General features: G+C 62.8%; 25 protein-coding genes and 1 pseudogene. 18 read left to right on the forward strand and 8 right to left on the reverse strand.

Annotation, left to right across the window (positions count from 1 at the left end):
- A partial coding sequence (locus C6W55_RS09800; protein WP_286892595.1) for a transposase occupies positions 1-340 on the reverse strand: 340 nt, incomplete at its 3' end.
- 235 nt (positions 341-575) lie between these two features.
- Here C6W55_RS09800 and C6W55_RS09805 point away from each other — a divergent pair.
- Positions 576-2,369, forward strand: coding sequence for an ABC transporter ATP-binding protein (locus C6W55_RS09805; RefSeq protein WP_286892596.1), 1,794 nt, complete (start codon positions 576-578; stop codon positions 2,367-2,369).
- Positions 2,366-4,180 (forward strand): ABC transporter ATP-binding protein, encoded by a 1,815-nt coding sequence (locus C6W55_RS09810; protein WP_286892514.1) that lies wholly within the window; start codon positions 2,366-2,368, stop codon positions 4,178-4,180. Before C6W55_RS09805 ends, C6W55_RS09810 begins: the two co-directional genes overlap by 4 nt.
- A 449-nt stretch (positions 4,181-4,629) precedes the next feature.
- Here the strand turns inward: C6W55_RS09810 and C6W55_RS09815 are convergent, their stop codons facing one another.
- From C6W55_RS09815 to C6W55_RS09830, 4 genes and pseudogenes are all read right to left on the reverse strand, one after another.
- Entirely contained in the window at positions 4,630-5,247 is a 618-nt protein-coding gene (locus tag C6W55_RS09815) for a DedA family protein (RefSeq protein ID WP_015254015.1), read from the reverse strand.
- An 83-nt stretch (positions 5,248-5,330) separates the two neighbouring features.
- Entirely contained in the window at positions 5,331-5,729 is a 399-nt protein-coding gene (locus tag C6W55_RS09820) for a sensor histidine kinase (protein WP_052835835.1), read from the reverse strand.
- Positions 5,730-5,862: 133 nt separating this feature from the next.
- On the reverse strand, positions 5,863-6,369 hold the full coding sequence (locus tag C6W55_RS18280) for a hypothetical protein (protein WP_286892515.1): 507 nt from the start codon (positions 6,367-6,369) through the stop codon (positions 5,863-5,865).
- A 64-nt stretch (positions 6,370-6,433) separates the two neighbouring features.
- A pseudogene (locus tag C6W55_RS09830) lies at positions 6,434-6,967 on the reverse strand (winged helix-turn-helix domain-containing protein); the annotation flags it as partial.
- A gap of 71 nt (positions 6,968-7,038) precedes the next feature.
- Here C6W55_RS09830 and C6W55_RS09835 point away from each other — a divergent pair.
- From C6W55_RS09835 to C6W55_RS09855, 5 genes are all read left to right on the forward strand, one after another.
- Positions 7,039-7,404, forward strand: coding sequence for a DUF6220 domain-containing protein (locus C6W55_RS09835; protein WP_213485193.1), 366 nt, complete (start codon positions 7,039-7,041; stop codon positions 7,402-7,404).
- Positions 7,405-7,581: 177 nt separating this feature from the next.
- Positions 7,582-8,649: a mannonate dehydratase gene (gene uxuA / locus C6W55_RS09840; RefSeq protein ID WP_015254018.1), complete on the forward strand. Its 1,068-nt coding sequence runs from the start codon at positions 7,582-7,584 to the stop codon at positions 8,647-8,649.
- 4 nt (positions 8,650-8,653) lie between these two features.
- Positions 8,654-9,499 carry an SDR family oxidoreductase gene (locus C6W55_RS09845; protein ID WP_286892516.1) on the forward strand — a complete coding sequence of 282 codons (846 nt, stop codon included), beginning with the start codon at positions 8,654-8,656 and terminating at the stop codon, positions 9,497-9,499.
- 87 nt (positions 9,500-9,586) lie between these two features.
- A complete protein-coding gene (locus C6W55_RS09850; protein WP_286892517.1) occupies positions 9,587-10,096 on the forward strand; it encodes a GNAT family N-acetyltransferase in 510 nt (169 codons plus the stop codon).
- An 89-nt stretch (positions 10,097-10,185) separates the two neighbouring features.
- The gene (locus C6W55_RS09855; protein WP_213485196.1) at positions 10,186-11,010 is read left to right on the forward strand and encodes a GNAT family N-acetyltransferase; all 825 of its coding nucleotides are present in this window, start codon (positions 10,186-10,188) and stop codon (positions 11,008-11,010) included.
- Between the two features lie 51 nt (positions 11,011-11,061).
- Here C6W55_RS09855 and C6W55_RS09860 read toward each other — a convergent pair whose 3' ends face one another.
- Positions 11,062-11,979 carry an amidoligase family protein gene (locus tag C6W55_RS09860; RefSeq protein WP_286892518.1) on the reverse strand — a complete coding sequence of 306 codons (918 nt, stop codon included), beginning with the start codon at positions 11,977-11,979 and terminating at the stop codon, positions 11,062-11,064.
- A gap of 754 nt (positions 11,980-12,733) precedes the next feature.
- Between C6W55_RS09860 and C6W55_RS09865 the strand changes: the two genes are divergently transcribed.
- The 7 genes from C6W55_RS09865 (at position 12,734) to C6W55_RS09895 (ending at position 19,709) form a co-directional block, all read left to right on the forward strand.
- Positions 12,734-13,012, forward strand: coding sequence for a CD3324 family protein (locus C6W55_RS09865; protein ID WP_286892519.1), 279 nt, complete (start codon positions 12,734-12,736; stop codon positions 13,010-13,012).
- A gap of 154 nt (positions 13,013-13,166) precedes the next feature.
- Positions 13,167-14,150, forward strand: a complete 984-nt coding sequence (locus tag C6W55_RS09870) for a diaminopimelate dehydrogenase (RefSeq protein ID WP_286892520.1) — start codon at positions 13,167-13,169, stop codon at positions 14,148-14,150.
- Positions 14,151-14,380: 230 nt separating this feature from the next.
- On the forward strand, positions 14,381-15,757 hold the full coding sequence (gene gdhA, locus C6W55_RS09875) for an NADP-specific glutamate dehydrogenase (RefSeq protein ID WP_015254026.1): 1,377 nt from the start codon (positions 14,381-14,383) through the stop codon (positions 15,755-15,757).
- A gap of 188 nt (positions 15,758-15,945) precedes the next feature.
- Positions 15,946-16,164, forward strand: a complete 219-nt coding sequence (locus tag C6W55_RS09880; protein WP_286892521.1) for a cold-shock protein — start codon at positions 15,946-15,948, stop codon at positions 16,162-16,164.
- Positions 16,165-16,290: 126 nt separating this feature from the next.
- Entirely contained in the window at positions 16,291-17,931 is a 1,641-nt protein-coding gene (locus C6W55_RS09885) for a copper resistance CopC/CopD family protein (protein ID WP_286892522.1), read from the forward strand.
- Positions 17,932-17,949: 18 nt separating this feature from the next.
- Entirely contained in the window at positions 17,950-18,858 is a 909-nt protein-coding gene (locus tag C6W55_RS09890) for a sensor histidine kinase (protein ID WP_286892523.1), read from the forward strand.
- The gene (locus tag C6W55_RS09895) at positions 18,855-19,709 is read left to right on the forward strand and encodes a response regulator (RefSeq protein ID WP_286892524.1); all 855 of its coding nucleotides are present in this window, start codon (positions 18,855-18,857) and stop codon (positions 19,707-19,709) included. The genes C6W55_RS09890 and C6W55_RS09895 overlap by 4 nt, the downstream gene beginning before the upstream one ends.
- 102 nt (positions 19,710-19,811) lie before the next feature.
- Here the strand turns inward: C6W55_RS09895 and C6W55_RS18120 are convergent, their stop codons facing one another.
- Positions 19,812-19,994 carry a hypothetical protein gene (locus C6W55_RS18120; RefSeq protein WP_353682030.1) on the reverse strand — a complete coding sequence of 61 codons (183 nt, stop codon included), beginning with the start codon at positions 19,992-19,994 and terminating at the stop codon, positions 19,812-19,814.
- Positions 19,995-20,233: 239 nt separating this feature from the next.
- On the opposite strand from C6W55_RS18120, the gene C6W55_RS09900 reads away from it, so the two are divergent.
- The 4 genes from C6W55_RS09900 to zapA all read left to right on the forward strand — a co-directional run bounded on the left by C6W55_RS09900 (position 20,234) and on the right by zapA (position 26,076).
- A complete protein-coding gene (locus C6W55_RS09900) occupies positions 20,234-20,911 on the forward strand; it encodes a YcnI family copper-binding membrane protein (protein WP_286892525.1) in 678 nt (225 codons plus the stop codon).
- Between the two features lie 466 nt (positions 20,912-21,377).
- Positions 21,378-22,412 (forward strand): phenylalanine--tRNA ligase subunit alpha, encoded by a 1,035-nt coding sequence (pheS, locus tag C6W55_RS09905; RefSeq protein WP_213485210.1) that lies wholly within the window; start codon positions 21,378-21,380, stop codon positions 22,410-22,412.
- A 22-nt stretch (positions 22,413-22,434) separates the two neighbouring features.
- Positions 22,435-24,873, forward strand: coding sequence for a phenylalanine--tRNA ligase subunit beta (gene pheT, locus C6W55_RS09910; RefSeq protein WP_286892526.1), 2,439 nt, complete (start codon positions 22,435-22,437; stop codon positions 24,871-24,873).
- 132 nt (positions 24,874-25,005) lie between these two features.
- Positions 25,006-26,076: a cell division protein ZapA gene (zapA, locus tag C6W55_RS09915; protein ID WP_015254034.1), complete on the forward strand. Its 1,071-nt coding sequence runs from the start codon at positions 25,006-25,008 to the stop codon at positions 26,074-26,076.
- Positions 26,077-26,308: 232 nt separating this feature from the next.
- Here the strand turns inward: zapA and C6W55_RS09920 are convergent, their stop codons facing one another.
- Complete coding sequence (locus C6W55_RS09920; RefSeq protein ID WP_286892527.1) at positions 26,309-26,701, reverse strand: cupredoxin domain-containing protein; 393 nt, start codon at positions 26,699-26,701, stop codon at positions 26,309-26,311.
- Between the last annotated feature and the right edge of the window lie 71 nt (positions 26,702-26,772).

The raw sequence follows: 26,772 nt of genomic DNA on the forward strand, positions 1-26,772 counted from the left end.
CCAGTTCCTTTTTCGTGACGTCGGCAAACACACGGCTGAGTGTGGAGATGGATGGAGCTTCCCGATCAAGCGAAAGTCCGCACTGATAGCGGAACCGAAGGTCCGTGCTCAACCGATGATGCAAAGCCGTTAAGGTAGCGATTCCTTCAAGAGGGGCGGCCAGAAGCGCACGTAAAATGCCCTGTCTGCAATGTCCGTCGGCGCCTCGGGGTGAACGGCTTCTTAATTCCTTGGCATAGGGTCTGAGATCCAGTGAGCTAAAGAAGATTGGCAATCGCTCTTTTGACTGCATTTTTAGCAATTCCTCGAAGGAAAACAAGTTTTCTTGGAGAATATACATCGTGACTTCACTCCTTAAGTTTTCTTGTTTGGTCACTTGAAAACTTCTCCAAGTTGGGGTGAAGTCCCTTTTTTATGTCCGAAAATCCTTACAAATCAAGGCCTTGGATTATTGCAAAACGCTCAAACTGAAAAAATGTCCGTACTATATATAAGCATTTTAAAGATCGGGTTTATTACTTGAGGTTGTTACACGATTGATCACACGATGCGGGAGTTGATCGATTGTGGGTTCCATGTCAGCGAAGGCCGGGCACGGCGAAGCGGGCCGAAGGGTTGCCGGCTCGCTGCTGCGCTGGGTCCGGCGCTACACGCCGTATTATGTCGCCACGGCGCTGATCGTCAGCGCCGCTTCCTTTGTTCCGGTCGGTCAGGCGGAGGCGCTGCGCCGACTGTTCGACGCGGTGTACGAAGGATCCGTGCCGCAGCTTCGGCAGGCGGCGGCATTCTATGGCGCCGTGTTTTTCGGCGGCCTGATCGTGCAGGTCGCACGCACCTGGCTGTCGCAACGACTGTACAACCGGTCGACGCTCGAACTTCAGCGGGAGGTGCTGCGCCGCATGTTCCGGCTTGATCTGAGGTTGCTGAACCGCTGGCACGTCGGCGACCAGATCCAGCGGATCGGCGACTCCGCCGTGGCGGCGCAGGACGGGGTGAACCGGCAAATTCCGGCGCTCATCGAGCGGCTGCTGTCGGTCATCCTGCTGTTTGTCTACCTCACGGTGCAATCCTGGCTGCTGATGGCCGGGGCGATCGCCGTGGCGCTGCTGATGCCGCTGGTCTCCAACCTGCTGGCCAAGCCGATTTACCGCGAGCAACAGCGGGCGAACGAAGCTCAGGCCGCGCAGGATGCGCTGCTGCAGGACCAGATGCAGGGCGCCGAGACCGTCCGCGCGTTTCAATTGCGAGAACGGTTCAACTTCCGCTGGCGCGAAGCCGTTCGGCGGACCTTTCGGCATCGCCTGCGCGGCCATCTCTGGACCGCGGCTTCCGGCATCTCGATTTTCCTCGGCTACTGGCTCGGCATCGCGTATATTTTCATCGCCGGCGCGTTGCTATTTGCGGACGGCGCGATCGAGATCGGCGTCATTGCGGCATTCGTCATTTCCTATGAGCATCTGGTTCGACCGCTCTCCCATCTGATGAACATCTGGGCGGCCGTGCAGAATGCGTTGGCCCACGCGACCCGCGTGTTCGAACTGGCCGATCCGACCGAACGGATCGAGAAGCTGCCTGCGGAGACCCGCATGCTGCCGGATGAAGGGGATCTGGTCATTGAAGGGGTTACGTTCGGCTACGATCCCGTGCAGCCGGTACTGCGCGATTTGAACCTTACGGTTCGCCGGGGAACCGTGACGGCGCTCGTTGGTCCGAGCGGCCAAGGCAAGAGCACCTTGCTCAAGCTGATCATGGGACTATACGCGCCGAACGCCGGCCGGATCATGCTGGGTGGCGTGCCGATCGATGGCAGCACAAATGCTGATTGGAGACGCCGGGCGGCCTATGTGCCGCAGGACATCGGCCTGTTCGACGCGTCGGTCGCCGACAATATCCGGGCCGGGTTGACGCATCTGGCGACTGAAGACCTGGAGGAAGCGGCGAGGCTCGCACGGGCCGACGGCTTCATCGGGAAGCTGCCGCACGGATATGAGACCCGGCTGGGAGAACGCGGACAGACGCTGTCCGGCGGCGAGCGGCAGCGACTCGCCATCGCGCGCGCCTATGCGCGGAACCCCGAATTTCTGCTGCTCGACGAGCCGACGTCCGCCCTCGACGGAGATAACGAGCGCCTGATGCAGGAGACATTGCGCAGTCTGATGGCGGGGCGGACGGTGATCGTCGCGGCCCATCGGTTGTCGACGGTCCGGCATGCGGACCAGATCGTCGTTATCGACGAAGGCCGGGTCGTCGAGACCGGGACGCACGATGAACTGATGGCGCTCGGCGGTCGCTATGCCGAACTGGTGCGGGTCGGAACATGGGCGGACCTGGACGAGACGCATGCGCCGGAGGAGGGGATTGAACCGTGAGCAAGCCGGCAACTGCACAACCGGGATTGTCCGATATTTGGGCGCTGACATGGCGGGGGCTCGGCCCGCGCAAGCTGGCCTATATCGCCGGACTCATCCTCAGCCTGTCGCAGTCTCTCATCATGATGCTGGATCCGCTCATTGTCAATCTCGTGTTCAACGCGCTGGAAGCCCGGGATTTCGCGGATGTCAGGCTCATCGTCGCGGCCGGGACGGCGGTCTTTTTCTTCCTGATCGGAACCTTCCTCGTCGGCGAATATTTGAAGCAGCACGCGATGAACGAACTGAGCGCCAACCTGATGGCGCGGGCGGCGGACGAAGCGCAGCGGCTGCCGCTCGAGCACGCGCAATCGGTCCATTCATCCGATCTGGTGCAGCGGACGGAGCACGATACCCAACGGATGGTGGGCATCCTGAATCTCCTCCTCGACCGGATGGCGGACCAGGCCGCGATGTTCGTGATGGCCGCCGCCTATCTGCTCGTGATCAACTGGCGGATCGCGCTGCCGCTGCTGGCGGTATCGCCGTTGATTCTGGCCGCCGGTCATCTGATCCGCAAGCGGCTCAAGGCCATCGGAAACGAAGTTGCCTGGCAGGAAGCGGCCGTCCGCCAATGCCTGCAGGACGTGTTGCAGAATATGGAAATCGTTCGCGCGCTTGGTGCGGAGGACTGGATGATGGAGCGGTTCGTGCGGGAGAGGACCCGCCTGAACCGGCTCTACGCGCGCCGGACCTGGTGGCAGCAGGCCGTCATGCTGACGACGACCTCCCTCTCGAATCTGATTATTCTGGTCACCATTCTGATCGTCGGTTGGCTGGCCATCCGGGGAGAAATGGCGCTCGGCTCGCTGATGGTCTATTTCACACTCGTCTGGCGGATCAACAGCCCGCTGGAGAGCATCGGCCAGCTCTGGGGACAGGCGCAGGAGCAGATCGGCGCTTCCGGTCGCGTGTTCCGTCTGCTGGAGGCCGAGAAGGAGCCGGGCCCCACGGCCGGCAAAACGCACGCGCCATCCCCCGCGCAAGGCGGATTGACCATGAAAGGCGTTTCGTTCCGATACCGGCGGTTTGCGGAATCGCTGCTTCCCGTCGAGTCGCCGGCGGAGGATGACGAATGGACGGTTCGCTCCATCGACCTGGAGCTCAAGCCCGGCACGTTCACGGCGCTCGTCGGGCCGAGCGGCTCGGGCAAATCGACCGCGGCGAAGGCGGCCGCCGGCCTCCTGTTTCCGCAATCGGGGCAGATCCGCGTCTTCGGACTTGATCCCCGTGAAAATGCCGATGCGGCCCGCTCGCTTGTCGCCTACGTTCCGCAGACGCCGCACATGTTCAGCGGGACGATCCGCGACAATATCGCGATCGGCCGGCCCGGCGCGTCCGATGATGAAGTGACGGAAGCCGCCCGGACGGCCATGGCCCATTCGTTCATCGTGAATCTCCCGGACGGTTACGAAACGGTCATTCGCGAGCACGGACGGACGCTGTCCGGCGGACAGAAGCAACGGATCGCCCTGGCGCGCGCCATATTGTCCGGCCGGCCGGTCTGGATTCTGGACGAGGCGACTTCCGCGCTTGACGCGGAGACGGAGCGCGAAATCGTCGGGATGCTGCACCGGTTCAAGGCGCAGGGACATGCGATTCTGTTCATCGCGCACCGGCTCACCGCCGTGACCGGCGCCGACGAGATCATTGTCATGCGGGAGGGCGCCGTCGCGCAGCGCGGCACGCATGAACAACTGCTGCGGGACCCGAACGGTCTGTACCGGCGGCTGTGGGAGAGCTTCGAACCGACAGCGGCCGCTTCGCCTTGACCCTCCGCCTTGCAAGAAACCGCCGGTTCAATCCGAACCGGCGGTTGTTCTCACGTCCGTATTTTGACCCGGAACTTGTTCACAAGGCCGGGGAGATGGCCGAAGCTCGCATAACCGGTCCTTGCGGAACGGACAGGCGTTATTTCGCCGTGACGCCGCCCGGTGAATCGCTGACGGAACCGAGCGCTCTTATTCGTCACCGGCAAGCGGTTGACAACCCGTTTCGACGCAAATAGCGTCCCCCGATTCCGTTGCAATTCCGACAAGCCTTCATTGATCACAAATTAAGCCTGTCTGTTCCGTTGCAGACCGACTCCTCCGACTCCCTTGCCCCTTGCCTCCGAAGCACGTGCATGACGCGGCCGCCCGGAGCGGTACAATCGTCTCAGTATGCCCTAAAATCCGCGATTCCACCGGGGACGATGGCGTTGTCCGCCGCGCAACCCGGCTTACGAGCCGAACGACTTATCCGCGGCATTCTTCCTCCCCCCGCGCTTTCTCCGCCATTTCCAACCGATGTAGCCCGCCGTCAGAAGGATGAACGCCGCCAGGACGTACGCCTGGTACTCCTCGATCGCGTCCATCGCCGCATCCCGGTCGCCGGGGTAAAATTTGCCCACGCTGAGCAGCACGAACGTGGACGGTGCGATGCCGAGCATCGTGAGCAGCGTGTACAGATGCAGCTTCATTCTGGACATGCCGGCGATGAACGGCACCGCGTTGCCCAGATGAAGCGGGCTGGCAATCGCGACGCTCCAGATGCCATATTTGCTGAAGGCGGCGGACACCTGCTCCAGCTGCTGCCGGCGGGCCGGGCTGAGCCGCTTCATGATGCCGCTTCCCAGCGCATACCCGATGAAATAGGGGATATAACTGCCAATGGCGTACAGGGCGCTTCCCAACGCGGAGATCCAGGCGATCTCCAGCCACGTCAGATCCATCACAAACCCGACCGTCACGATGAAAAACGTCCCGATAAACGGAAACGCGCTTCCCTCGATGAACAGCGAAGCGAGCACGCCCCATACGCCCCAATCATTGAGCCATTCCAGCAATAACTCTGCCACGCGCGTTCAACCTTTCTTGTCGGACCTTGAGTCCGGCGCGGAATTTCACCCATTCATTATAGTACAGCGCGGCGCGGACCGCATCAGCCGCCGGTCCAGGCCGGCACGCGGACGATGAAGCGGGTGCCGGCGCCATGCTCGCTCTCGGCTTCGATCGTGCCGCCGTGCGCCTGCACGAACGCTTTCGCGATCGATAGGCCGAGCCCCATGCCGCCCGTGTCCCGCGACCGGTCATCGCCCGCGCGGTAGAACCGGTCGAAGATGTGCGGCAGATGCTCCGGGTCGATGCCCGGGCCTTCGTCGGCGATCTTCGCGCGCAGCATGCGGCTTGCTCCGCCGGCGGCGGGTTCGCCCTGCAATGCGATGATGATCGTGCCGCCGTCCGGCGAATGGCGCACGGCGTTCATGACGATGTTGAGGAACACCTGCGTCATCCGGTGCGGGTCGACATGCGCGTCGGGCAGATCCGGCGCCGCATTCACCCGGATTCCGATGCCGCGCGCCGCCGCTTCCGTCCCGGCCCGATCCGCGACCCGCCGGAGCAGATCGGCCAGGTCGATCCGCTTCCGGTCCAGCCGCAGCTTGTTCGCTTCGGCCAGCGACAGATGATGCAGATCATCGACCAGCCGGGTAAGGCGGATCAGCTCGTCCTGCTAGGGGAGGAGCGTCTCGGGACGGACCGCTTCGTCGCGCAGCTGCAGCTCTTCGAGCTGCCCCCGCATGATCGCGAGCGGCGTGCGCAGCTCGTGCGCGATGATCGCCGACGCCGAGCTGAATGATCTTCAGTCTCGCGGCTTCTTCATCATAGTAGTATAAGTCGCCGATTCGCACGCCATCCCGCTCGACCCGTTCGTGCACGCCGAACCGCCGGATCATCCCGGCGCTCTCGTCGCCGGCATGCAGAACGACGCTGCCGTCCGCCGAGACCAGCAGCACGCTGCTGTCCTGCCGTTCGCCGAGGATGGCGGCCTCCAGCCGGCGGCCTTGCGCGGCACGAAGCCACGAATTCCCGTGTTCGGCATAAGCGTTTGCGGCCTGCTCCGCGATCGCCCGCACCTCTTCGCTCCGGTCCGCGATCGGGATATGGATGATGACGCCGCGCACGACGGTCAGCGTCAGCAAGGCGAAATGAGCCCCATCAGCGCGATCAGGCCGGCCATGGCGAGAAACAGTCGTCTCCGGATCGTCATGCGCCGCCTCCGAACCGATAGCCGAATCCGTATACGGTCTGGATGAATGCCGGTTTCGACGGATCGTCCTCGATTTTCTTCCTCAGCTTGCTGATATGGGCGTCGACGGTTCGCTCATCGTTCAGGTAATCGTCCTCCATCGCGGCCTGCAGCAGTTGAAGCCGGCTGTAGACGATGCCCGGTCTGGCCGCCAGCGCGGTGAGCAGCCGGAATTCGGTCGGCGTCAGGGCAATTTCGACCCCGCGCTTCCAGACGCGCATCTGCGACTCCGAGATCGTGAGGTCGCCCCGCTTGAGCAGCTTGTCCTGCGGCTCGCCGCGCCCTTCCAGCCGCCGGATCAGCGAGCGGACGCGGGCGTGCAGCTCGCGCAGCGAGAACGGCTTCGTCACATAATCGTCGGCGCCGACTTCCAGGCCGATGATTTTGTCCGTCTCATCGGCCCGCGCCGTCACCATGACGATGCCCGCGTTGCTTGTGCGGCGCAGCTCGCGGCAGACGTCGATGCCGCTCATCTTCAACATTTCCGCATCCGTTCTTCATATTTTCGCAACAATCATTTGCTACGTTAACGGCAATCCATGCGGAAAGGAAGATGTGCAAGATGAATAACGAGAAAAGGACGCGCGTTATGCGCAGCGGCTTTGCCGCCCTCGCCTGGCTGCTGACGGCCTGCATCGCCGTCCAGACGCTGCTGGCCGGAGCGGCGGTCTTCGTCGATCCGGCGTACTGGCGGAGCCACGTTGTATTCGTCCGCATCCTGGAATGGCTGCCGGTCCTCTTGCTGATCCTCGCGTTCCCGGGCAGATTCGCCGCCGCAATCAAATGGCGGGCTGCGGCGCTGTTCGGCCTCGTGATCCTGCAATACATGACGGCCAACATTCCGGGGATCGGCCTGTTGCATCCGGTCATCGCGCTGTTCATGTTCATGCTGGCCTGGCGGACGGCCGTGGCCGCGATGCGTCCGTAATCCGCATGCTTAGGATTCCCTCGTTCCGCTCTTGCGGCGGTGCTTCGGCAGAGTTATTGCAGCGGATCTTCGGAAAAAACCGTAAGGAATAATGTCAAATTCGTATAGGTTTGCGCCGAATAACCCACTATAATGGATAATGTAACCGATTACGAGGCATGAGAGGGAGAGAAGACTGTGAGGATGACGTTTCGCTGGTACGGCGAAGGCAACGACACGGTCACGCTGAGACAGATCCGTCAGATCCCCGGCGTCGAAGGCATCGTCTGGATGCTGCACGACGTGCCCGCCGGGGAAGTGTGGCCGATGGACAAGATCCGGCACTACAAGAAACTGGCGGACGAATACGGCTTTCACATCGAGGTCGTTGAAAGCGTAAACGTTCACGAAGATATCAAAATGGGGCTGCCGTCGCGGGACCGGTACATCGAAAATTACATCCAGACGATCAAAAACCTGGCGGAAGTCGGCGTGAAGGTGATCTGCTACAATTTCATGCCGGTGTTCGACTGGATGCGCACGGATTTGTTCAAAGAGATGGAAGACGGGGCGACGGCGCTCTTTTTCGAAAAAGCCAAGATCGACAACATGGATCCGCAGGAACTGATCCGCAAGATCGCCGAGATTCCGGACTTCACGATGCCCGGCTGGGAGCCGGAGCGGCTGAAGAAGGCCGGTCCGACGATCGAGGCGTACCAGAGCATCACGGAGGAAGATCTGTTCCGCAATCTGGAGTACTTCCTGAAGGCGGTCGTTCCGGTCGCGGAGCAGTATGACATCAAAATGGCCATCCATCCGGACGATCCGCCGTGGTCGGTGTTCGGCCTGCCGCGCATCATCACGAACCGGGACAACATCCGCCGCGTGCTGGACATGGTGGACAGCCCCTCCAACGGCATCACGTTGTGCAGCGGATCGCTCGGCGCGAATCCGGCGAACGACATCCCGGCCATGATCCGCGAGTTTGCGGGACGCATCCCGTTCGCGCACATCCGCAACGTGCGCGTGTATCCGAACGGCGATTTCATCGAAACGTCGCACCGCTCAAGCGACGGCTCCGTCGACATTGCCGAAGTGGTGCGGGCCTACCATGAGACCGGGTTCACGGGATACGCCCGTCCGGACCACGGACGCCACATCTGGGACGAGCAGTGCCGGCCCGGATACGGGCTGTACGACCGCGCGCTCGGCATCATGTACCTGTGGGGCGCCTGGGATGCGCTCGAACGCGTGAAGAAGGGATGAGGATATGCTGCCGATCCATGATAATCTGAAGGGCAAAGTCGCCGTCATCACCGGCGGCAGCGGCGTGCTCTGCTCGGCGATGGCGAGGGAGCTCGGCCGGCAGGGCGTGAAGGTGGCGATTCTGAACCGGACGGCGGAGAAGGGCGAGGCGGTCGCCGAAGCGATCCGCCGGTCGGGCGGCGAAGCGATCGCCGTTGCATGCGACGTGCTGGACGCAGCCGGCGTCGCGGAGGCGGCGGCCGTCGTCGCGGATAAGCTCGGCCCGTGCGACATTCTGATCAACGGGGCGGGCGGCAACCATCCGAAGGGCATTACGACGAATGAAATTTTCAAACCGGAAGATTTCGGCAAGGAAGGCGTGACGACGTTCTTCGATCTGACCCGCGAGGGCATCGAGTACGTCTTCAACCTGAACTTTATCGGATCGCTCCTTCCGACGCAGCATTTCGCGAAGCAGATGCTCGGCCGGGGCGGCGTCATCATCAACATTTCGTCGATGAGCGCGCCGAGTCCGATGACGAAGGTGCCGGCCTACAGCGCCGCCAAAGCCGCCATCGAGAACTTCACGCAGTGGCTGGCCGTCCACTTCGCGGAGGCCGGCATCCGCGTCAATGCGATCGCGCCCGGCTTCTTCCTGACGGAGCAGAACCGCAGCCTGCTGACAAATCCGGACGGATCGCTCACGGAGCGGGCGCATAAAATAATCACGCATACGCCGATGCGCCGGTTCGGCCAGCCCGAGGATCTGCTCGGAGCGCTGCTGTGGCTGGCCGACGATGCGACGGCGCGGTTCGTTACCGGCATCACGGTTCCCGTCGACGGCGGGTTTCTGGCATATTCCGGCGTGTAATCCGCATGCGTCAGCCATCCCGGAAGGGGTGGCTGCAATTGCGCTTGATTAAGGAGCCCGCGGCGCGGACAGGATGGAGGAATGGATATGATCGAGATTCGCCGGATGAGAGCGGAAGACGCCGGCATGATGCGGGAAGTTTTCCTGAAGCACGGCATTCGCCGGGATGAAGATTACTATGCGCGATGTTGGCGGGAGGACGAGGCGGGCGCGCGCATCACGCTGCTGGCGTTCCGGGACGGCGAATATGCGGGAAGCCTGCACCTGCTGGCGCGATCCGATTACCCGTACTTCGCGGAGAACGGCATTCCGGAGATCAACGACTTCAACGTGATCCCGCCGATGCGGCGGCAGGGCATCGGCGACGCGCTGCTCGACGCCGTCGAGAAGATCGCGCTGGAGAAGTACGGGATCGTCGGCATCGGCGTCGGACTGACGGCCAGCTACGGCCAGGCGCAGCGGCTGTACGCCCGGAGAGGGTATATCCCGGACGGCCGGGGGGTCGTGTATAAAGGCCGGCCCGTTCCATTTGGCGAGCAGGTCCCGGTGGATCACGACCTCAATCTGTTCTTCACGAAGACGGCGGAACGGTTGTGAAACGGTCTGCTGCGTTTTTTGCGGAGCCGACGGGGATTTTGGGGCTGTCGTAAATTGTGGAGCTTGTGGAGCGGAGGTAAGGCAGGACAATGCTGGTCTCGCTGCGTGCCCGGGACGAGGTGTTTGACCGTCCCGAATTTTTGCAGGACGAGGCGCGATTCCATCTGCTGGGCCAGCTCAGCGGTTTTTCGGATGCGCTCAGGATCAAATCGAGCGACGGCATGCTGCTCTATGCGCAGACGCCGGGCCGCAACGGCTGGCTGTGGGTGGACCCGTTCGCGGCGGAGGATGCCCGGCGCTCGCGCATCTGCGAGCTGGCGGAACGGCTCGACGATGTCGATCTGCCGGGCGTGATCGGCGATCCCGCCGCCGCGCGGGCGTTCGCCGACGCCTATGCGGCCAGGCGGCGGATGGCCTGGACGGAACGGCTGACGCTGGTGCCGTACGAGTGCCGGGCGCTGCGCCTTGCGGCATCCGCCGAAGGCTGCCTCCGCAAGGCCGGAAGCGCCGACCGGTATACGGCCGCCCTCTTTCTCGCCGGGTTCTCGCGGGACGCGTACGGCGAGCGCGTTCCCGCGTTCACGCAGCTTCCGGCGGCGGACCGGATGATCGAGGCGGGCGAACTGTTCTTCTGGACGGACGGGGACGAATGCGTGGCGATGGCGAACATCGCGTACCGCTCGGCGCGCCACGGGCGCATCAACGCGGTCTATACGCGGCCCGATGCGCGCAAGCGGGGCTACGGCAGCGCCATTACCGCGGAGCTGACGCTCAAGCTGCTCGATGAAGGCCTGACGCCGATCCTGTACGCCGACGCCGCCAATCCGGGGTCGAACCGGATGTACCGCCGGATCGGATATGAGCCGCTCCGGCCGATCGTCGAGATCGGCTTCCACCGGGAGTGGAGCGCATGACAAAAATCAGGAGGGAGACGGCGGCGCGCCGTCTCCCTCCTGATTAATGCTTTACGTATCGGCCGGGCAGTCCGACAGCTCCCAGCCGCGGGCGGACGGCCGGGCGGTGAACCGGCGGATCGCGCCGCATTCGTCCTCGGCTTCGACGAGCAGCCGCCCGCCCGGCTCGGGCCGGATGGTGTGAATCTCGCCGTCCGGCATCCGCTCCGTAACGAGCGGCGCCAGCACCGGGACGAGCGCGTCCTCGAGCCACATCCGCTCCAGATGCCAGAGGGGCGGATCAAGCGGCGGCGGGTAGCCGTCCGCCGGCGCGCCCAGCGCCCGGGCGAGCGCTTCCGGCTCGTTCGGCAGCGCCTTCGCCGCGCCGACGGCTGCCGTCCACCTGAGGCAGAGCTCGACGGTCCGCACAATCTCGTCATACTCGAGCGAGCCGTTCGCGTAACGGATCTCGACCGTTCCGTTGTCGTACCAGGCGCGGGCGTTGATGCCGCACCGGTGCGACTGCGGCCGCCCGGGATTGTGAAGCGCATTGCTGCCGGGCCGCGCCGCGTACCGCGCGCGCATTTCCGGCGTCACCGGCGGGCAGAAGACGAGCCGGTGATCGGCCGTGCGCATCAGCCGGCGCAGCGCGTCCTGCGTGCCCAGCGCCGCGTCGAGCAGCGGCGCGATGATGGATTCGCCCCAGGCCGACAGGTCGACATGGACATGGAGGCCGCAGCTCCAGTTCGCGGCCGCGCCGGTCGCCTTGAGCCGTTCCGTCATCAGACGGATCTGTTCCCGCTCATCCCAGGCGAGCGGCGGCGACGTCAATTCCGCTCCCGACGGCATGCCCCGTTCGTCAACCTGCAGTTCGTTCGTGAGCATCGACCATCCGGCCGGCAGCTCCACTTCCAACGGCTTGCCTTCAACGAACTCGATTTCCACGCCGCAGCGCAATCTTTTCCAATCGACATTAAGCGGGTAAGTCACTCCCTTTCATCCTCTCCGGTGTCTGATGGGGGTTCCAGGTCGACTTCCGGCGAGGAGGGGCACGGGATTACCAGGGGATTTTCATCATCGGCATGCCGCATCCTCCCTCGTCTTTGATGCGCATATCAACCATTTCGATGCGGAGGCGCAAAAACCTCTCTGGTATAAAACGGCTAAAATTGTTTTTTCGCTGCCAGTCCGAACCTTTGGCTGGTACAATAAAATTGTCGGGCCGACAAATCTGGATGAAAGGAGTTGATCCAGGCAATGCGGACAATGACAGAGGTGGCGAACGGTTAATCCGGATGCCGCCATGAACCGGGGGGCCGAAAGGCCTCCCTCCTTTATTTGGCGAATGGGACAGCGAGCGGCAGCTTGCCTGCTGAAAATGCTTTCAAGTATACTGGAATGGCAGACGGTTGAAAGGAGTGCGTTTCCATGCGCATCGAACAGGCGGTAGACCGGTAACCTTACAGCTTCGGCACGGGACAAACGAACAGTATACAGATTCGGCCGGATGGCGCAAGCCGCTTGATGCGGGCGGCTTCCGGCGGAACGGCAGCTGTGGAGCGGTCTCGTCCACGGTTTTTTTGTTTCACCCGCAATCCGCCCGGGGCGGATGCGAATTTTGCGAAAGGAGGATGAACCATGCTAACGCCATTTCGGATTGTCGGCATGAGCGGCGCTGCGGCAGCCGCCGAGGTGATGGAGAAGACGGCTTTTGGTTTGTTCATGAACGGGGAGGATTCGGGCTTTGAATTACAAAAATGGAAGAGATGTGCTTCCCCCTGGTCTGCTCTCCGAACTGCAGAAGTATATCCAGGGGGAACTGATCTATATCCCGAAACCGGCGAGCAAGCGGGCCGGCTGGGGCGAACTGAGCGGCGCGCGGAAATGGCTGGCCGAACGGAACCGGCAGATCATCCAGGACTACATGAGCGGCCGGTCGATCGCGGAGCTGGAACGGAAGTTCCATCTGTCCGCCCAGAGCATCCGCAAGATCGTCGGAAAATCGCGCCGAACGGCGAAATGATCACCAAACGGAAAACGCGGCTTTCAGGCTGCGTTTTTGTTTTGCCTCCCTTCCATCAATCCCCTGCCGCGGAATTCGCCGTTTCGATTGCAGGCCGCACGGCCGGTCAGTTATACTAGGAAAGTAATTTTACCTTTTAATGGAGGAAAGCAACATGGCTGAAACGATCAAGATCGGCGTCGTCGGGTACGGCAACCTGGGGCGCGGCGTTGTCCAGTCGATCAGGCAAAATCCGGACATGGAACTGGTTGCGGTATTCACGCGGCGCGATCCGGCGCAAATGAACGGGGAAGCGGGCATCCGCTTTGAACATATTTCCGCAGCCGAGCAGTACAAAGGCCGCATCGACGTCATGATCATGTGCGGCGGATCGGCGACGGATCTGCCCGAACAGACGCCGGCGATGGCGGCAATGTTCAACACGGTTGACAGCTTCGACACGCATGCGCGGATTCCGGAGTTCTACGAGGCGGTTGACGCGGCGGCGCGCAAAGCCGGCACGGTAAGCGTCATCTCGACCGGCTGGGATCCGGGGCTGTTCTCGCTCAACCGCCTTCTTGCGGAAGCCATCCTGCCGCAGGGCAAGGAATACACGTTCTGGGGCAAAGGGGTCAGCCAGGGTCATTCGGACGCCATCCGCCGCGTGCCCGGCGTGAAAGCCGGCGTTCAGTACACGATTCCGTCCGTCGAGGCGATCGAGCGCATCCGTTCGGGTGAGACCCCGGATCTTTCGACCCGGGAGAAGCATACCCGCCATTGCTATGTCGTGGCCGAAGAAGGCGCGGACAAAGCGGCGATCGAGAAGGCGATCGTCACGATGCCGAACTATTTTGCCGACTATGACACGACCGTCACGTTCATTACGGAAGAAGAACTGCGCCGGGACCATGCCGGCATGCCGCACGGCGGCTTCGTCATCCGCAGCGGCGTCACGGGTCAGGGAACGAAGCAGATCATCGAATTCAGCCTGAAGCTGGAGAGCAATCCGGAGTTCACGGCGAGCGTGCTGGTTGCCTATGCAAGAGCGGCGATCCGCCTGCATCGGGAAGGGCAATCGGGCGCGAAGACCGTATTTGACATTCCGTTCGGTCTCCTGTCGCCGAAATCGCCGGAGGAACTGCGCGCAACGCTGCTGTAACGCGGCGTTACGGAAGGTTTCCTAACATTAATTAGGCGTTTGTGTGAACCGATGTAACATTTTAGTGTTACGTAGGTTCACATTTTTTATGGAAAAAATAGTAATAAATTCATTTAATCGTGTTCGAAAAAAAGATTTATTGGCAATCCGGGCGGTCTATGCATTAGACTGTAGACTATCGCTGCGAGAGTGCAAATAAACAGCGGGATAATGCAAAGGAGAGTGAACGGATGAGCACGATTTTGTCAGATGAGAGCATGACGCAAGCCAAGGCGTATGTGGAGAAAGTTTACAAAACCGTCATCGCGCGTAACCCTTACGAAAGTGAATTCCATCAGGCGGTGAAGGAAATCCTCGAATCGCTCACGCCGGTGTTCGCGAAAGAGCCGCATTACATCAAGCACGGCATTCTGGAGCGGATCGTCGAGCCCGAGCGCGTCATCACCTTCCGGGTACCGTGGGTTGACGACAACGGCAACGTGCAGGTGAACCGCGGTTTCCGCGTACAATTCAACAGCGCGCTCGGTCCGTACAAGGGCGGACTGCGCTTCCACCCGTCCGTCAACGCGAGTATCATCAAGTTCCTCGGCTTCGAGCAAATCTTCAAGAACGCGCTCACCGGCCAGCCGATCGGCGGCGGCAAGGGCGGCTCGGACTTCGACCCGAAGGGCAAATCCGAACAGGAGATCATGCGGTTCACGCAAAGCTTCATGACGGAGCTGTACAAGTACATCGGTCAGGACGTCGACGTGCCCGCGGGCGACATCGGCGTAGGCGCGCGGGAGATCGGCTACATGTACGGCCAGTACAAGCGCATCCGCGGCAGCATCGAAGCCGGCGTGCTGACGGGCAAGGGCGTCGGCTACGGCGGCAGCCTGGGCCGCACCGAGGCGACGGGATACGGCTGCATCTATTTCGTCGAGGAAATGCTGAAGTCGAAGGGGCTCAGCTTCAAGGACGCGACGGTGGTCGTCTCCGGCTCCGGCAATGTCTCGATCTATGCGATCGAGAAGGCGCAGCAGCTCGGCGCGCGCGTCGTCGCGTGCAGCGACTCGAACGGCTATGTCTATGACCCGCAGGGCATCAATCTCGCGACCGTGAAGCGGATCAAGGAAGTCGAGCGGAAGCGGATCCACGAATATGTGAAAGAGCATCCGCATGCGACCTACACCGAAGGCTGCGAAGGCATCTGGTCGATTCCGTGCGACATCGCGCTGCCGTGCGCGACGCAGAACGAAATCTCCGAAGCGTCCGCCCGGCAGCTGGTGGCGAACGGTGTCAAGGCGGTCGGCGAAGGCGCGAACATGCCGTCGACGCTCGAAGCGATCGACGTCTTCCTGAAGAACGGCGTTCTCTTCGGACCGGCCAAGGCGGCCAATGCCGGCGGCGTTGCCGTCTCCGCGCTCGAAATGTCGCAGAACAGCATGCGCCTCTCCTGGACGTTCGAGGAAGTGGACGCGAAGCTGCATCAGATCATGAAGAACATTTACGAGAGCAGCGTGAAAGCGGCCGAAGCTTACGGCCATCCGGGCAACCTGGTCGTCGGCGCCAACATCGCCGGCTTCAAGCGGGTGGCGGACGCCATGATCGCGCAAGGCGTGGTATAATCCATCTTCATATTCTTCTCCCTTCGGGTGCGGTTGACGACCGCACCCGATTTTGTTATGGTCTGGGTAACAGGGGCATTCCGCCGCATCGGCGGAATGCCTTCGTCCATCTCAAGCTGTTTTGGAGGGGATTCGGATGAGGACCAGGGTTCATGGAAGATCTTTGGCGGCAAAGGACGGGATCTACAATGAACCATAGCGCATGGATCAACCCGCGGACGAAACGTGAGAAGGATACGAAGCCGCTCTTTCAGACGGAAGTTTGGGAGTGTGTGAGCGACGACTGTCCCTGCTGGATGCGCAAAGGGCTCACGTTCGAAGAGCAGCCGAAATGTCCGCTGTGCGGCTCGCCCATGACGCCCGGCGTGCGGATGCTGCCGCGCGTCAGCGACAAGGAGCCAAGGTGAGCGTCAGAATCAGGCCTGCCGGTGACGGCGGGCCTTTTTTGTCGCAGTTGTGACGGTTGGCCGGACGTTGTTGCAGTTGCGCCGGTGATCTTTTATAGTGGTAGTTACTTGAAAGAGGGGACGATTATGCGAGGAATTCGTGTGCCGCTCTGGCTGGCGGCGCTGCTCATCGCGCTGCTCGCCGCGGGCGGGCGGGCGGACGCGCACGCCGTGCTGGAGCGCTCCGCGCCGGAGCCCGGGGAAAGGCTCGCAACGGGCCCGGGCGAGGTCAGACTTGAATTCAACGAGCCGGTCGACGCGTCGATCGGCTTCCTGCGGGTGCTCGGCAGCCGGTCGGAACGGGTGGCGGACGGCGACCCGGCAGTCGAAGCCGGCGGCCGCACGCTCCGGCTATCGCTGCCCCGGCTCGGCGAAGGATTGTACACGGTGACCTACCGCGTGCTGTCGGCCGACGGCCATCCGGTCGAAGGCTCCTATGTGTTCGTTGTCGGCGATCCGCCCGAAGCGATCGACGCATCGGTTTTTGACCTGCACCGGCAGCTCGGGCATGAAGGACACGGGGAAGGAGCCGCGACGCAGCTGTCGACGGGGGAGTTTCTTCTGTACGTCGTGCGGGTTTTCTATTTCGGCGCGCTGCTGTCGGCAGCCGGATGGTTCATCTGGTCGGCCTGGGCGCCCCGGCGTTCGCGGTCGTTCGATGCCGGATTCCGCGACTGGAGCAGCCGGTGGGGATTGTGGACGGCGCGCGCTTTCCTCGTGGCAGCTCTCCTGTATGTATTCTTTCATGCCACGGAATTGATGGAGGGACAGCCGGGCTCCGAGTGGGGAACACTGTTCCTCGAGACGAATATCGGCCGCGGCTGGGCGGTCCTGTTGGTGCTGGCGCTGCTCGGCCCCCTGGCCCGGACCGCGTCGCGCGCGGTCGGCCTCATATGGGCCGGCGCGCTGCTGCTGGTCGAGAGCATGTCTGGACATGCCGCTGCCTATGAGCCGGCCTGGCTGACGATCGGCACGGATTTCATCCATTTGGCGGGGGCGGCCGTATGGGCCGGCGGCCTGGCGATGCTGGCGGGCCTATGGCTTGCGGATCGGAAAGAAGCGGCGCGTTTCGCGGCGGTGTTCAGCGGACCGGCGCTCTGGTCGATGATCGCGCTGGCGGCGAGCGGTCTCGTCACCGCGTGGATGTTCCTGCCGGGCCCGGACTATCTTTTCTACACCGGCTGGGGCACCCTGCTGCTGGTGAAGACGGGGCTCACGGTGCTGGCCGCGCTGGCGGGTGGCGCGATCCGGCTGCGGATGCGGCGGGGCGGCATGCCGCAGGGCGCGCTGCTGAAAGCCGATGCCGCCGTCATGGCCGCAATCGTGATCATCGTCGGCCTGTTCACCCATATCAGCCCGCTGCCGGCGAACGAACCGGTCTACGCCCACAAGATGGGCGAGGACATGCATCTGACGCTGCGCGTGTCGCCGAATGTTCCGGGGGACAACCGCTTCACCGTCAAGGTGTGGCTTCCGGAACCGGTCGGCGAGCCGAAGTCGGTCGTGCTGCGGCTTCGTTCGGAAGACCGGCCGGAAGCGGGGCCGATCGACGTGCCGCTCGAGCGTTACGAAGACGACGAGTTCGACCAGTTCTCCGGATTCGTCAAGACGGCGTACCGGGCGGAGGGGCCGTATCTTCCGTTCGCGGGGAAATGGACGGCGGAAATCCGCGTGACCGACAGCGAAGCCAACGAGAAGGTCCATCGCGAGACGTTCCGGAACTACTGATCGCCGCGGGGTGTTGCGATGAAGCTGTCATACCGAACGATCAAGCATCTGATCCTCTGGACGCCGACGATCACGATCGGGCTGTGGGAGTACCTGCGGCATACGGTGCTGCTGCCGTACGTGTCCATGGATCTCGGCAATTTGCTGGCGCCCGTGATCGTGTTCATTGTGACGGTGACGCTGCTGAGAAAACTGTTCGCGAAGCTTGAAGCGACGCAGGAAGAATTGCAGCGGGAGCGCATGCTGAAGGCGGCGCTCGAGGAGCGGGAGCAGCTCGCGCGGGAACTGCATGACGGCATCTCACAGTCGCTGTTTCTGTTGTCCGTCAAGCTGGACAAGCTGGACCGGGCGGATTGCAGCGAAGCGGCCCGCGAAGTCAGCGCGGGAATCCGCGAAACGATCCGCCGCGTCTACGACGACGTCCGCCAGTCCATTGCGAACCTGCGCACACTGCCGGCGCCGGGCGATTTCTCGTGGATGGCGTCCGTCGAAGCGCTCGGCGGCGAAGCGGCGGATGCCGGCATCCGGTTCGAGTGCGAAGGCCGGCTGCCGGACCGGCTGCTGACGAACAAGGAGAAGGTGGAGCTTCTCGCGATCGTGCGCGAAGCGGTGCTGAATGCGCGCAAGCATGCGAATGCGCGGACGATTCGCGTGACGATGGAACCGTCGGAAGGCGGGGGGTTCAGGTGCGAGATCGCGGACGACGGCGTCGGGCTCAACGAGTCGGACCTCAAGGCGTTCGACCGGTACGGAATCCGGATGATGCGCAGCCGGGCCGAAGAGATGGGCTGGAGGCTTGAGATCCGGTCTGCGCCCGGCGGCGGCACGACGGTGACGGTGGAGAAGGAGGATCGCGCGGCGCGGGATGACTCGCCGCGGACGAGGCTGGCATTTCACGAAAGGCGGAAAGGCGGAAGCAGGGCATGACGGCGTATGAAGGAAACGGCGCATCCGGCGGCAGCCGGCATCGCGTCCTGATCGTCGACGATCATCCGCACGGACGCGAAGGGATGCGGGACATCCTGGAAGCGGAACCGCGTTTTGAGGTCGTCGGCGAAGCGGCGTCAGGCGAGGAAGCGCTCGAAGCGGTCCGGCGCCTCGCGCCGGACATTGTGCTGATGGATGTGAACATGCCGGGCATCAGCGGGCTGGAGGCTGCGCAGATGGTCAAGCGCTGGGCTCCGGATGTCCGCATTGTCATGGTCACTGCGCATGACGAACCGGCGTTTCTGTTCGAAGCGCTGCGCTGCGGGGCGCAGGGCTTTCTGCCGAAGAACGTCCGGCCGTCCGTATGGCTGGACTATTTGCGTTCCATCGCGAATGACGAGACGCCGATGTCTTCGGAGATCGCCCGCATGCTGCTGAAGACGTTCACCGGCGGCGGGGTGCCGGGCGATGCCGCGGATGAAGGTGCCGCGGATCGGTGCGGGAACGCGGCGGACGCGGACCGGCCGCCGCGGCGGTCGTGGCTGTCCCGCAGGGCGCCATCCTCGCCTACGCCTTCCGCGCCGCAGTCCCGCGCCCGCCGGACGGCCTGCATTCTGACGCCGCTGACTGCCAGGGAGCGGGAAGTGCTCGAGCGCGTTGCAAGCGGCGAGTCGAACCGCGAGATTGCCGCAAGGCTAGGCCTGTCGGAGCATACGGTGAAGAATCATTTGAAGAACATTTTGCAGAAGCTGCATCTCGACAACCGGGTGCAGCTTGCGCGGTATGCGTATGAGACCGGCATTGTCGGCCGGGACGGAGGCGACGGGCCCGGGTCCGGCGGATCGGATTGAGCGCGACGCTGTGCACTCTGCAGGCGGCGCTTCTATGCGAGTGTCCGGTTGAACTTCCTCAACAGTTCTCCAAACTGATGACATTCCTCCTCGGAGCAACTCTCAAGCAGCTCCGCCAACCGGTCCAATCACGCTTGCTTGTGCAGGAATAATTCCCGGGTTCCCGTTTCCGTGAGCTGCAGCAAAAAAGATCTCTTGTCGGAAGGGTCCGGCGTTCGGCGTTCGGAAAATATATCCTTTCCTTTCGAGCGTTGCCGTCTGTCTGCTGGCTGTCGAGATGTCCAAACGGAAGGCGTCTGCCAGATGTTTCCGTGTTGTTTATCGCGCTGTCGTACAACCAGGTGAAGCACGTCGATCGCGTCCAATCCGCACACTGAGTCAGGAATCATCCGTTCCATTTTCCGATCCTGCCGGCAGTCAGACGCAAATTTGCAACATTTATAGCCCTTTCGCGTCATGTCCCCGTCCGTCCGGCGCGCTAAACTGGGAAAGGATGTCAACCGGAAAGGACGGGATTTGATTTGATGAAACGAATCATGGCGCTGACGGCGGGGATCGCCGTATTCCTGCTGGCGGCATTGCCGGCTTCGGCGCATGTGACGATCTGGCCGAACGAAGTGGAACAGGGAGCATACGTGGTGTTCACGGTGCGCGTTCCCAGCGAGAAGGAAGGGACCGAGACAACCGCCGTGCACGTTGTGTTCCCCGAAGCCGTGAACATTACCCGTTTCGAACCGAAACCGGGCTGGACCGTCGAGTTCGAACGAAACGCGGATCAGGTGATCACCGAGGTGTCGTGGACGGCTGAACCCGGACACGGACTGGATGTCACCGAGTTTGCGGAGTTCCGCATGTCCGGGCGCGTGCTGCCGGACGCCGACACCGAAAGTCTGCTCGTCTGGAAGGCGTACCAGACGTACGCGGACGGCAGCGTCGTCGAGTGGATCGGCGCTCCGGATACCGATTCGCCGACCCCGGCGCCGGCAATCGCCGTCGTGCCGGGCAACCCGGCCGATGACGGCCACGGCCACGGCGGGGAAACGCAGGCATCGGCTTCGTCTTCTTCGGCGAAGGAGGACGTTTCATACGACGCGCTGATCGTGGCGCTGATCATCGTCGCGTGGCTGCTGTCGATTACGGCGCTTACCCTGTCGCTGGTGCTTTTGCTGCAAAATCGCCGGAAGCAGCATTCCGCAAGGTAAGCCGTGCCCTGCAAAACGGGCGCCCGCACTTGCAAACCGAATCGGATTGTCTATAATAGAAATCAATGTTATCCAGCCAAATGCCATGACGGAGACAAGTAAGCAGCACTGGCCGCACAGGGAAGGGATGCCGGAGACTGAGAGCGTCCTTGCGACAACCGGCTGCCGAAATTCCCTCCGTAGCAGGCCGCTGAACGGGATGCCGATCACACGCAAATGCGGCGCCCCAGTAGGCTGTGCCCGGCGCGGTCCGTTATCCGCACATGAGCAGCCGTCGGCGGCGATCGCGAAAAGCGGTGCAAGCCGAACACGGCAAGCATGCGCACGGCCCCATCGAACCGGCCATATCTGCGCGCTTGTCCCGGCTGGAATAAGGGTGGTACCACGGTCCTCTCGTCCCTTGCGGGGCGGGAGGCTTTTATTTTGCACCCTGATATCAAGCCTGATCTGGAGGTATCGAATCGCGATGAAGGAACGTCTGGAGGCGCTTCGCGATGAAGCGCTGCGGGAGTTGGCCGAGGCCGCCGATCCCGCCCGTCTGAACGACCTCAGGGTCAAATATCTCGGCAAGAAAGGCGCGCTCACCGAAATTTTGCGCGGCATGGGCAGCCTCTCCGCCGAAGAGCGTCCGGTCGTCGGCCAGATCGCCAACGAAGTGCGGGGGGCGATCGAACAGACGATCGAAGAGAAGCAGCGGCTGTTCCAGGAGCAGGAGACGGAACGCCGGCTCAAGGCCGAAACGATTGACGTCACGCTGCCGGGCCGGAAACTGCCGACAGGCGCCATCCACCCGCTCACGAGAGTGGCGCGCGAGATCGAGGACGTGTTCCTCGGCATGGGCTATACGATCGCGGAAGGGCCGGAAGTCGAGACGGACTTCTTCAACTTCGAGGCGCTCAATCTGCCGAAGGACCATCCGGCGCGCGACATGCAGGATTCGTTCTATATCACGGACGAGATTCTGCTCCGCACGCAGACGTCGCCGGTCCAGATCCGCGCAATGCAGGCGATGAACGGGCAGACGCCGCTCAAGATCATTTGCCCGGGCAAAGTGTACCGCCGCGACGACGACGACGCGACGCACTCGTTCCAGTTCAATCAAGTGGAAGGGCTGGTCGTCGACAAAAACATCCGCATGAGCGACCTGAAGGGGACGCTGCTGACGTTCGCACGCGCGATGTTCGGTCCGCAGGCGCGCATCCGGCTCCGTCCGAGCTTCTTCCCGTTCACCGAGCCGAGCGTCGAAGTCGACGTGACGTGCGTGCAGTGCGGCGGCGACGGCTGCCGGATGTGCAAGCACACCGGCTGGCTTGAAATTTTGGGCGCCGGCATGGTGCATCCGCGCGTGCTCGAGTACGGCGGCTACGATCCGAACGAAGTGAGCGGATTCGCCTTCGGTCTCGGCATCGAACGGGTTGCGCTGCTGAAATACGGCGTGGACGACATCCGGTCTTTCTACCTGAACGACATGCGGTTCCTGCGCCAATTCGCGCGGATGTAGGGAAAGGGGCGGCTATTTACCGATGAGAGTTTCCTATCAATGGCTGAAAGAATACATCGATCTGTCGGGCGTGTCGCCGGAAGAGCTGGCCGAGCTGATGACGCGCGGCGGCATCGAGATCGATACGGTCGAACAGCGCAACCAGGGCGTCTCGAATGTCGTCGTCGGTCATGTGTTGGAAAAAGAAAAGCACCCGGACGCGGACAAACTGAGCGTGTGCAAGGTGGATGCCGGCACCGGCGAGACGCTGCAAATCGTCTGCGGCGCGCCGAACGTCGCCGCAGGGCAGAAGGTGCCCGTCGCGCTGATCGGCGCGAAGCTGCCGGGCGGCATCGCGATCAAGCGCGCCAAGCTGCGCGGCGTTGAGTCGCAGGGGATGATCTGCTCCGCGAAGGAGCTCGGCATCAATGACAAACTGCTGCCGAAGGACATGCAGGAGGGCATCCTCGTCCTGCCCGCAGACAGCGAAATCGGCACGCCGATCACGGAATATCTTGCGCTTGACGACGCGGTGCTCGAACTTGATCTGACGCCGAACCGTTCGGATTGCCTCAGCATGCTCGGCGTCGCTTATGAAGCGGCCGCGCTGACGGGACGGCAGGTGAAACTGCCGGATACCCGCGTGGAGAGCGGCGCTCTTAAGGCGGCCGACAAGATCGCCGTGACGATCAGCGCGCCGGAGCATTGCTTCCGCTATGCGGCCCGGTATGTGCAAGGGGTGAAGATCGGACCTTCCCCGCAATGGATGCAGAACCGGCTGATCGCGGCCGGCGTCCGTCCGATCAACAACATCGTCGATATTACGAACTACGTCATGCTGGAATACGGCCAGCCGCTGCACGCGTTCGACGCCGACAAGCTGGGCGGCCGGATCGAAGTCCGGCTGGCCCGGCCGGGCGAGACGATGGTGACGCTGGACGACCAGGAGCGCAAGCTGGATCCGGACATGCTGCTCATCACGGACGGCGAGCGTCCGGTCGCACTGGCCGGTGTGATGGGCGGCGCGAACACGGAAGTGTCGGATGAGACGGTGAACGTCGTGCTGGAGTCGGCCGAGTTCGACGCCGCAACGGTGCGCCGCACGTCCCGCCGCCTGGGTTTGCGCTCGGAGGCGAGCCTCCGCTTCGAGAAAGGCGTCGACCCGGCGCGCGTCGTGCCGGCGGTCGACCGCGCCGCCGCCCTGATGGCGCTCTATGCAGGCGGAACGGTCCTTGACGGCATCGTTCAGGCCGTCGTGCGCGAGGCGGAGCCGGCCGTGGTCAGCGTGACGCTGGCGAAGATCAACGGCCATCTCGGCACGTCGCTCACCGCTGTCGAGGTGCAGGAGATTTTCGCGCGGCTCGGATTCGAATCCGCAGTATCCGAAGGCGGCGTCTTCACCGTGAAGGTGCCGACCCGGCGCGGCGACATCTCCCGCGACGTCGACCTGATCGAGGAAGTCGCGCGGCTCCACGGCTACGACAACATTCCGTCGACGGCGATCGAGGGCAGCACGACGGCCGGCAGGCTGACCGGTCCCCAGGCGATCCGCCGGGCGCTCCGGGCGAAGCTGGCCGACGCGGGGCTGCAGGAGACGTTCACTTACTCGCTCACGCATCCGTCCCGCACGCGCATGTTCACGCTGCTCGCCGAAGGCGCGGTGCCGATCCGGGTCGCGATGCCGATGAGCGAAGACCGGAGCGAGCTGCGCACGAGCCTCGTGCCGAGCCTGATCGACGCCGCGATCTACAACCGGAACCGGAAGAACACCGATTTGAAGCTGTTCGAGATCGGCAGCGTCTTCCTGACGGACGAACAGACGCTGACGCGACTGCCGCAGGAACGCCACCGGATCGCGGGCCTGCTCACCGGCAGCCGGACGGACGTGCAATGGAACGTGAAGGCGGAGCCGGTCGATTTCTACGACGCGAAGGGCGTCGTGGAGACGATCTTTGATCTGCTCGGCGTAAGCGGGCGAATCCGCTACGAGGCGGCCGCGCTGGACAATCTGCATCCGGGCAGGTCGGCGAAGGTGCTGCTAGACACCGGCAGCGGCGAAATGCTGATCGGCTACGTCGGCCAGCTGCATCCGTCGGTCCAGCTGCAAGAGGAGCTGGACGACACCTACGTCTTCGAGCTGGCGCTGGAGCCGCTCTACGAACATGCGGACACCGCGATCATTCAGCAGCCGCTGCCGCGCTATCCATCGGTCGAGCGCGACCTCGCCGTTCTGGTCGACCGTTCGGTCGAAGCGGGCAGCCTGCTCGCCGCCATCCGCGAAGCGGGCGGCGATCTGCTCGAGTCGGTCAGCGTCTTCGACGTGTACGTTGACGACCGGCTCGGCGCGGACAAGAAGAGCGTCGCGTTCTCGCTCGTCTACCGCCATCCGGAGCGGACGCTTACGGATGATGAAGCGGCCGGGCGCCACGCCGCGGTCCTGGACCGTCTGGCGTCGGCTTTCGGCGCCGAATTGCGCAAGTAGGCAGGAAACGGGGAAAGCCGCATCGAAGTATTGTCGGAAGATGTTCGATGCGGCTTTCGGCTTGTCACGGGCATTCTTGCAAAAATGCCTGCTCCGCCGATTGCAGCATCACACAGGGAGGAACCACCGATCATGGACGCCGAACGCACCAGGGTGACCGTCGACATTTTCGGGCATCAATACCGTCTGACCGGCCATTCCAGCGCAGACCATATCAGGCGCGTGGCGGAAATGGTCGACGACAATATGAACCGGCTCGCGCGCCAATTCCCGCGGCTTGACATGCCGCGGATTGCCGTGCTCACCGCCGTCCATATGACCGACGAAGTCATCCGCCTCCGCCAGGAGACAGCCAAGCTGCGCCAGGAAGAAACGAAGCGCCTGAAGGCGGAACAGGAGCTCGCGGAGGCGCGGGCGGAACTGGAGAGGCTCAGGGCGGAGCGCGAACGCATGCAGCAGGAGATGGCCGCCGAACGGCAGAAGGCGCAGGCGGAAGCGGCGCAGCGCCGGCGCGAAGCGGATCAGCGGCTGGCGGCCGCCGAGGCGGACTGGCGGCGGATGTACGAGGAGCGGGAAGCCGAGCTGCGGCAGGAAGCGGAAGCGAGAGAAGCGCAATTCGAGCAGCAGGCTGCCGAACTGCGCGCACGGGCCGAAGCGGCGGAACGCGAGACGGGCGAGCAGCGCAAGCTGACCGAAGAGGCTGAACGCATCGCCGGTGAGTTGCGAAACCGGCTCCGGCAGCTGGAGCAGGAAGCGTCCGGACGCGCAAGCAAGCTGCGCGAGCTGCAGGATCGGATCGAGCGCCTGACCCGCGACCGCGACGAGCAGAAAGAACGCGGGATGCGGCTGATGGAGCGGATCCGCGAGCTGGAAGCCGCGGCCTCCGAAGCGGCCGATTGGCGCGCCAGGGCCGAAGCGCTTGAGGAAGAGCGCCGGGAGGCGGATGCGCGCGCCGCCGAATGGGCAGCCAGGTTCGAATCGGAAGCCGGACGCGCCCGCGCGGAAGCGGACGCGCTGCGCGAGAAGCTGGAGGCCATCGAGGGGCAGCTGGCGCAGGCGAAGGACGGCGCCGAGAGCCGGATCGCGGAGCTGCAGGAAGCTTACGACCGGCTGAACGTCGAGCACGTCCGGCTGCAGGACGAATACGCGAAGCTGCAGAACGAATTCAACGAATGGATCGAACTCATCGAATCGAACGGGTAATGAATATGGCCGGTCGGGAATCCCGGAATCCCGGGTTCCCGATGGGCCATTTTCTTTCAAGACAGAGAAATTTCAAGCGGAAATCCGGGAAATAGACGAAAAAAACTTCGCCTATTCTCCGGACGACGGCCGAAAATTCACCGTTTCCGGAAAATAGGCGAAAAACCTTCGCTTATTCAGGTTAAACTTGCGATCAATAAACAGTGCAGGTTCGCTCCCGCCGCCTCGTGCTTCACGCCTCGACGATCAGCTTCGCGAACATCTTGGTATGGCCGGTGCCGCAAGGAATGTTGCAGACGATCTCGTATTCGCCCGGGTTTTCGAAGGTAACCGTAACCGTCTGACCATCCCTGAGCTCGATGCCGGTCTTCGGAATCCGGATGCCGTGCACCCCTTCCTCGCTGACGAAGTGAAACTTGACGGCGCCGGTTTTCACCCGGTATTCGGTCTGGTCGAATTCGAAGTTCCTCGCCTTGACCTCGATCACGCTGTCCGCTTTCGTCTGGTTCGATTCGTCGATGACGATGCCCGGCGCGCTTCCCCCGTTCTTGCCGCCTCCGCACGCCGCCAGCAGGCCGGCCAGCACGACCGCGGCAGCCATGACCGCAAAGTTTCGTGTCCGCATCCCGTATCCCTCCGAAGGGTCAAAACCCCATTTTTTTTCGTGTATTGTGACATTAATCATTGTAACTGATT

It is taken from the genome of Thermobacillus sp., assembly GCF_003390775.1.
Classification (GTDB): domain Bacteria; phylum Bacillota; class Bacilli; order Paenibacillales; family Paenibacillaceae; genus Thermobacillus; species Thermobacillus xylanilyticus.

Excerpts from the sequence above, each read along its gene's own strand:
- C6W55_RS09805 (WP_286892596.1), top strand. The coding sequence starts at position 576 with ATGTCAGCGAAGGCCGGGCACGGCGAAGCGGGCCGAAGGGTTGCCGGC.
- C6W55_RS09835 (WP_213485193.1), top strand. The coding sequence starts at position 7,039 with ATGAATAACGAGAAAAGGACGCGCGTTATGCGCAGCGGCTTTGCCGCC.
- C6W55_RS09845 (WP_286892516.1), top strand. The coding sequence starts at position 8,654 with ATGCTGCCGATCCATGATAATCTGAAGGGCAAAGTCGCCGTCATCACC.
- C6W55_RS09850 (WP_286892517.1), top strand. The coding sequence starts at position 9,587 with ATGATCGAGATTCGCCGGATGAGAGCGGAAGACGCCGGCATGATGCGG.
- C6W55_RS09855 (WP_213485196.1), top strand. The coding sequence starts at position 10,186 with ATGCTGGTCTCGCTGCGTGCCCGGGACGAGGTGTTTGACCGTCCCGAA.
- C6W55_RS09870 (WP_286892520.1), top strand. The coding sequence starts at position 13,167 with ATGGCTGAAACGATCAAGATCGGCGTCGTCGGGTACGGCAACCTGGGG.
- gdhA (WP_015254026.1), top strand. The coding sequence starts at position 14,381 with ATGAGCACGATTTTGTCAGATGAGAGCATGACGCAAGCCAAGGCGTAT.
- C6W55_RS09880 (WP_286892521.1), top strand. The coding sequence starts at position 15,946 with ATGAACCATAGCGCATGGATCAACCCGCGGACGAAACGTGAGAAGGAT.
- C6W55_RS09885 (WP_286892522.1), top strand. The coding sequence starts at position 16,291 with ATGCGAGGAATTCGTGTGCCGCTCTGGCTGGCGGCGCTGCTCATCGCG.
- C6W55_RS09890 (WP_286892523.1), top strand. The coding sequence starts at position 17,950 with ATGAAGCTGTCATACCGAACGATCAAGCATCTGATCCTCTGGACGCCG.
- C6W55_RS09895 (WP_286892524.1), top strand. The coding sequence starts at position 18,855 with ATGACGGCGTATGAAGGAAACGGCGCATCCGGCGGCAGCCGGCATCGC.
- C6W55_RS09900 (WP_286892525.1), top strand. The coding sequence starts at position 20,234 with ATGAAACGAATCATGGCGCTGACGGCGGGGATCGCCGTATTCCTGCTG.
- pheS (WP_213485210.1), top strand. The coding sequence starts at position 21,378 with ATGAAGGAACGTCTGGAGGCGCTTCGCGATGAAGCGCTGCGGGAGTTG.
- pheT (WP_286892526.1), top strand. The coding sequence starts at position 22,435 with ATGAGAGTTTCCTATCAATGGCTGAAAGAATACATCGATCTGTCGGGC.
- zapA (WP_015254034.1), top strand. The coding sequence starts at position 25,006 with ATGGACGCCGAACGCACCAGGGTGACCGTCGACATTTTCGGGCATCAA.
- C6W55_RS09920 (WP_286892527.1), bottom strand. The coding sequence starts at position 26,701 with ATGCGGACACGAAACTTTGCGGTCATGGCTGCCGCGGTCGTGCTGGCC.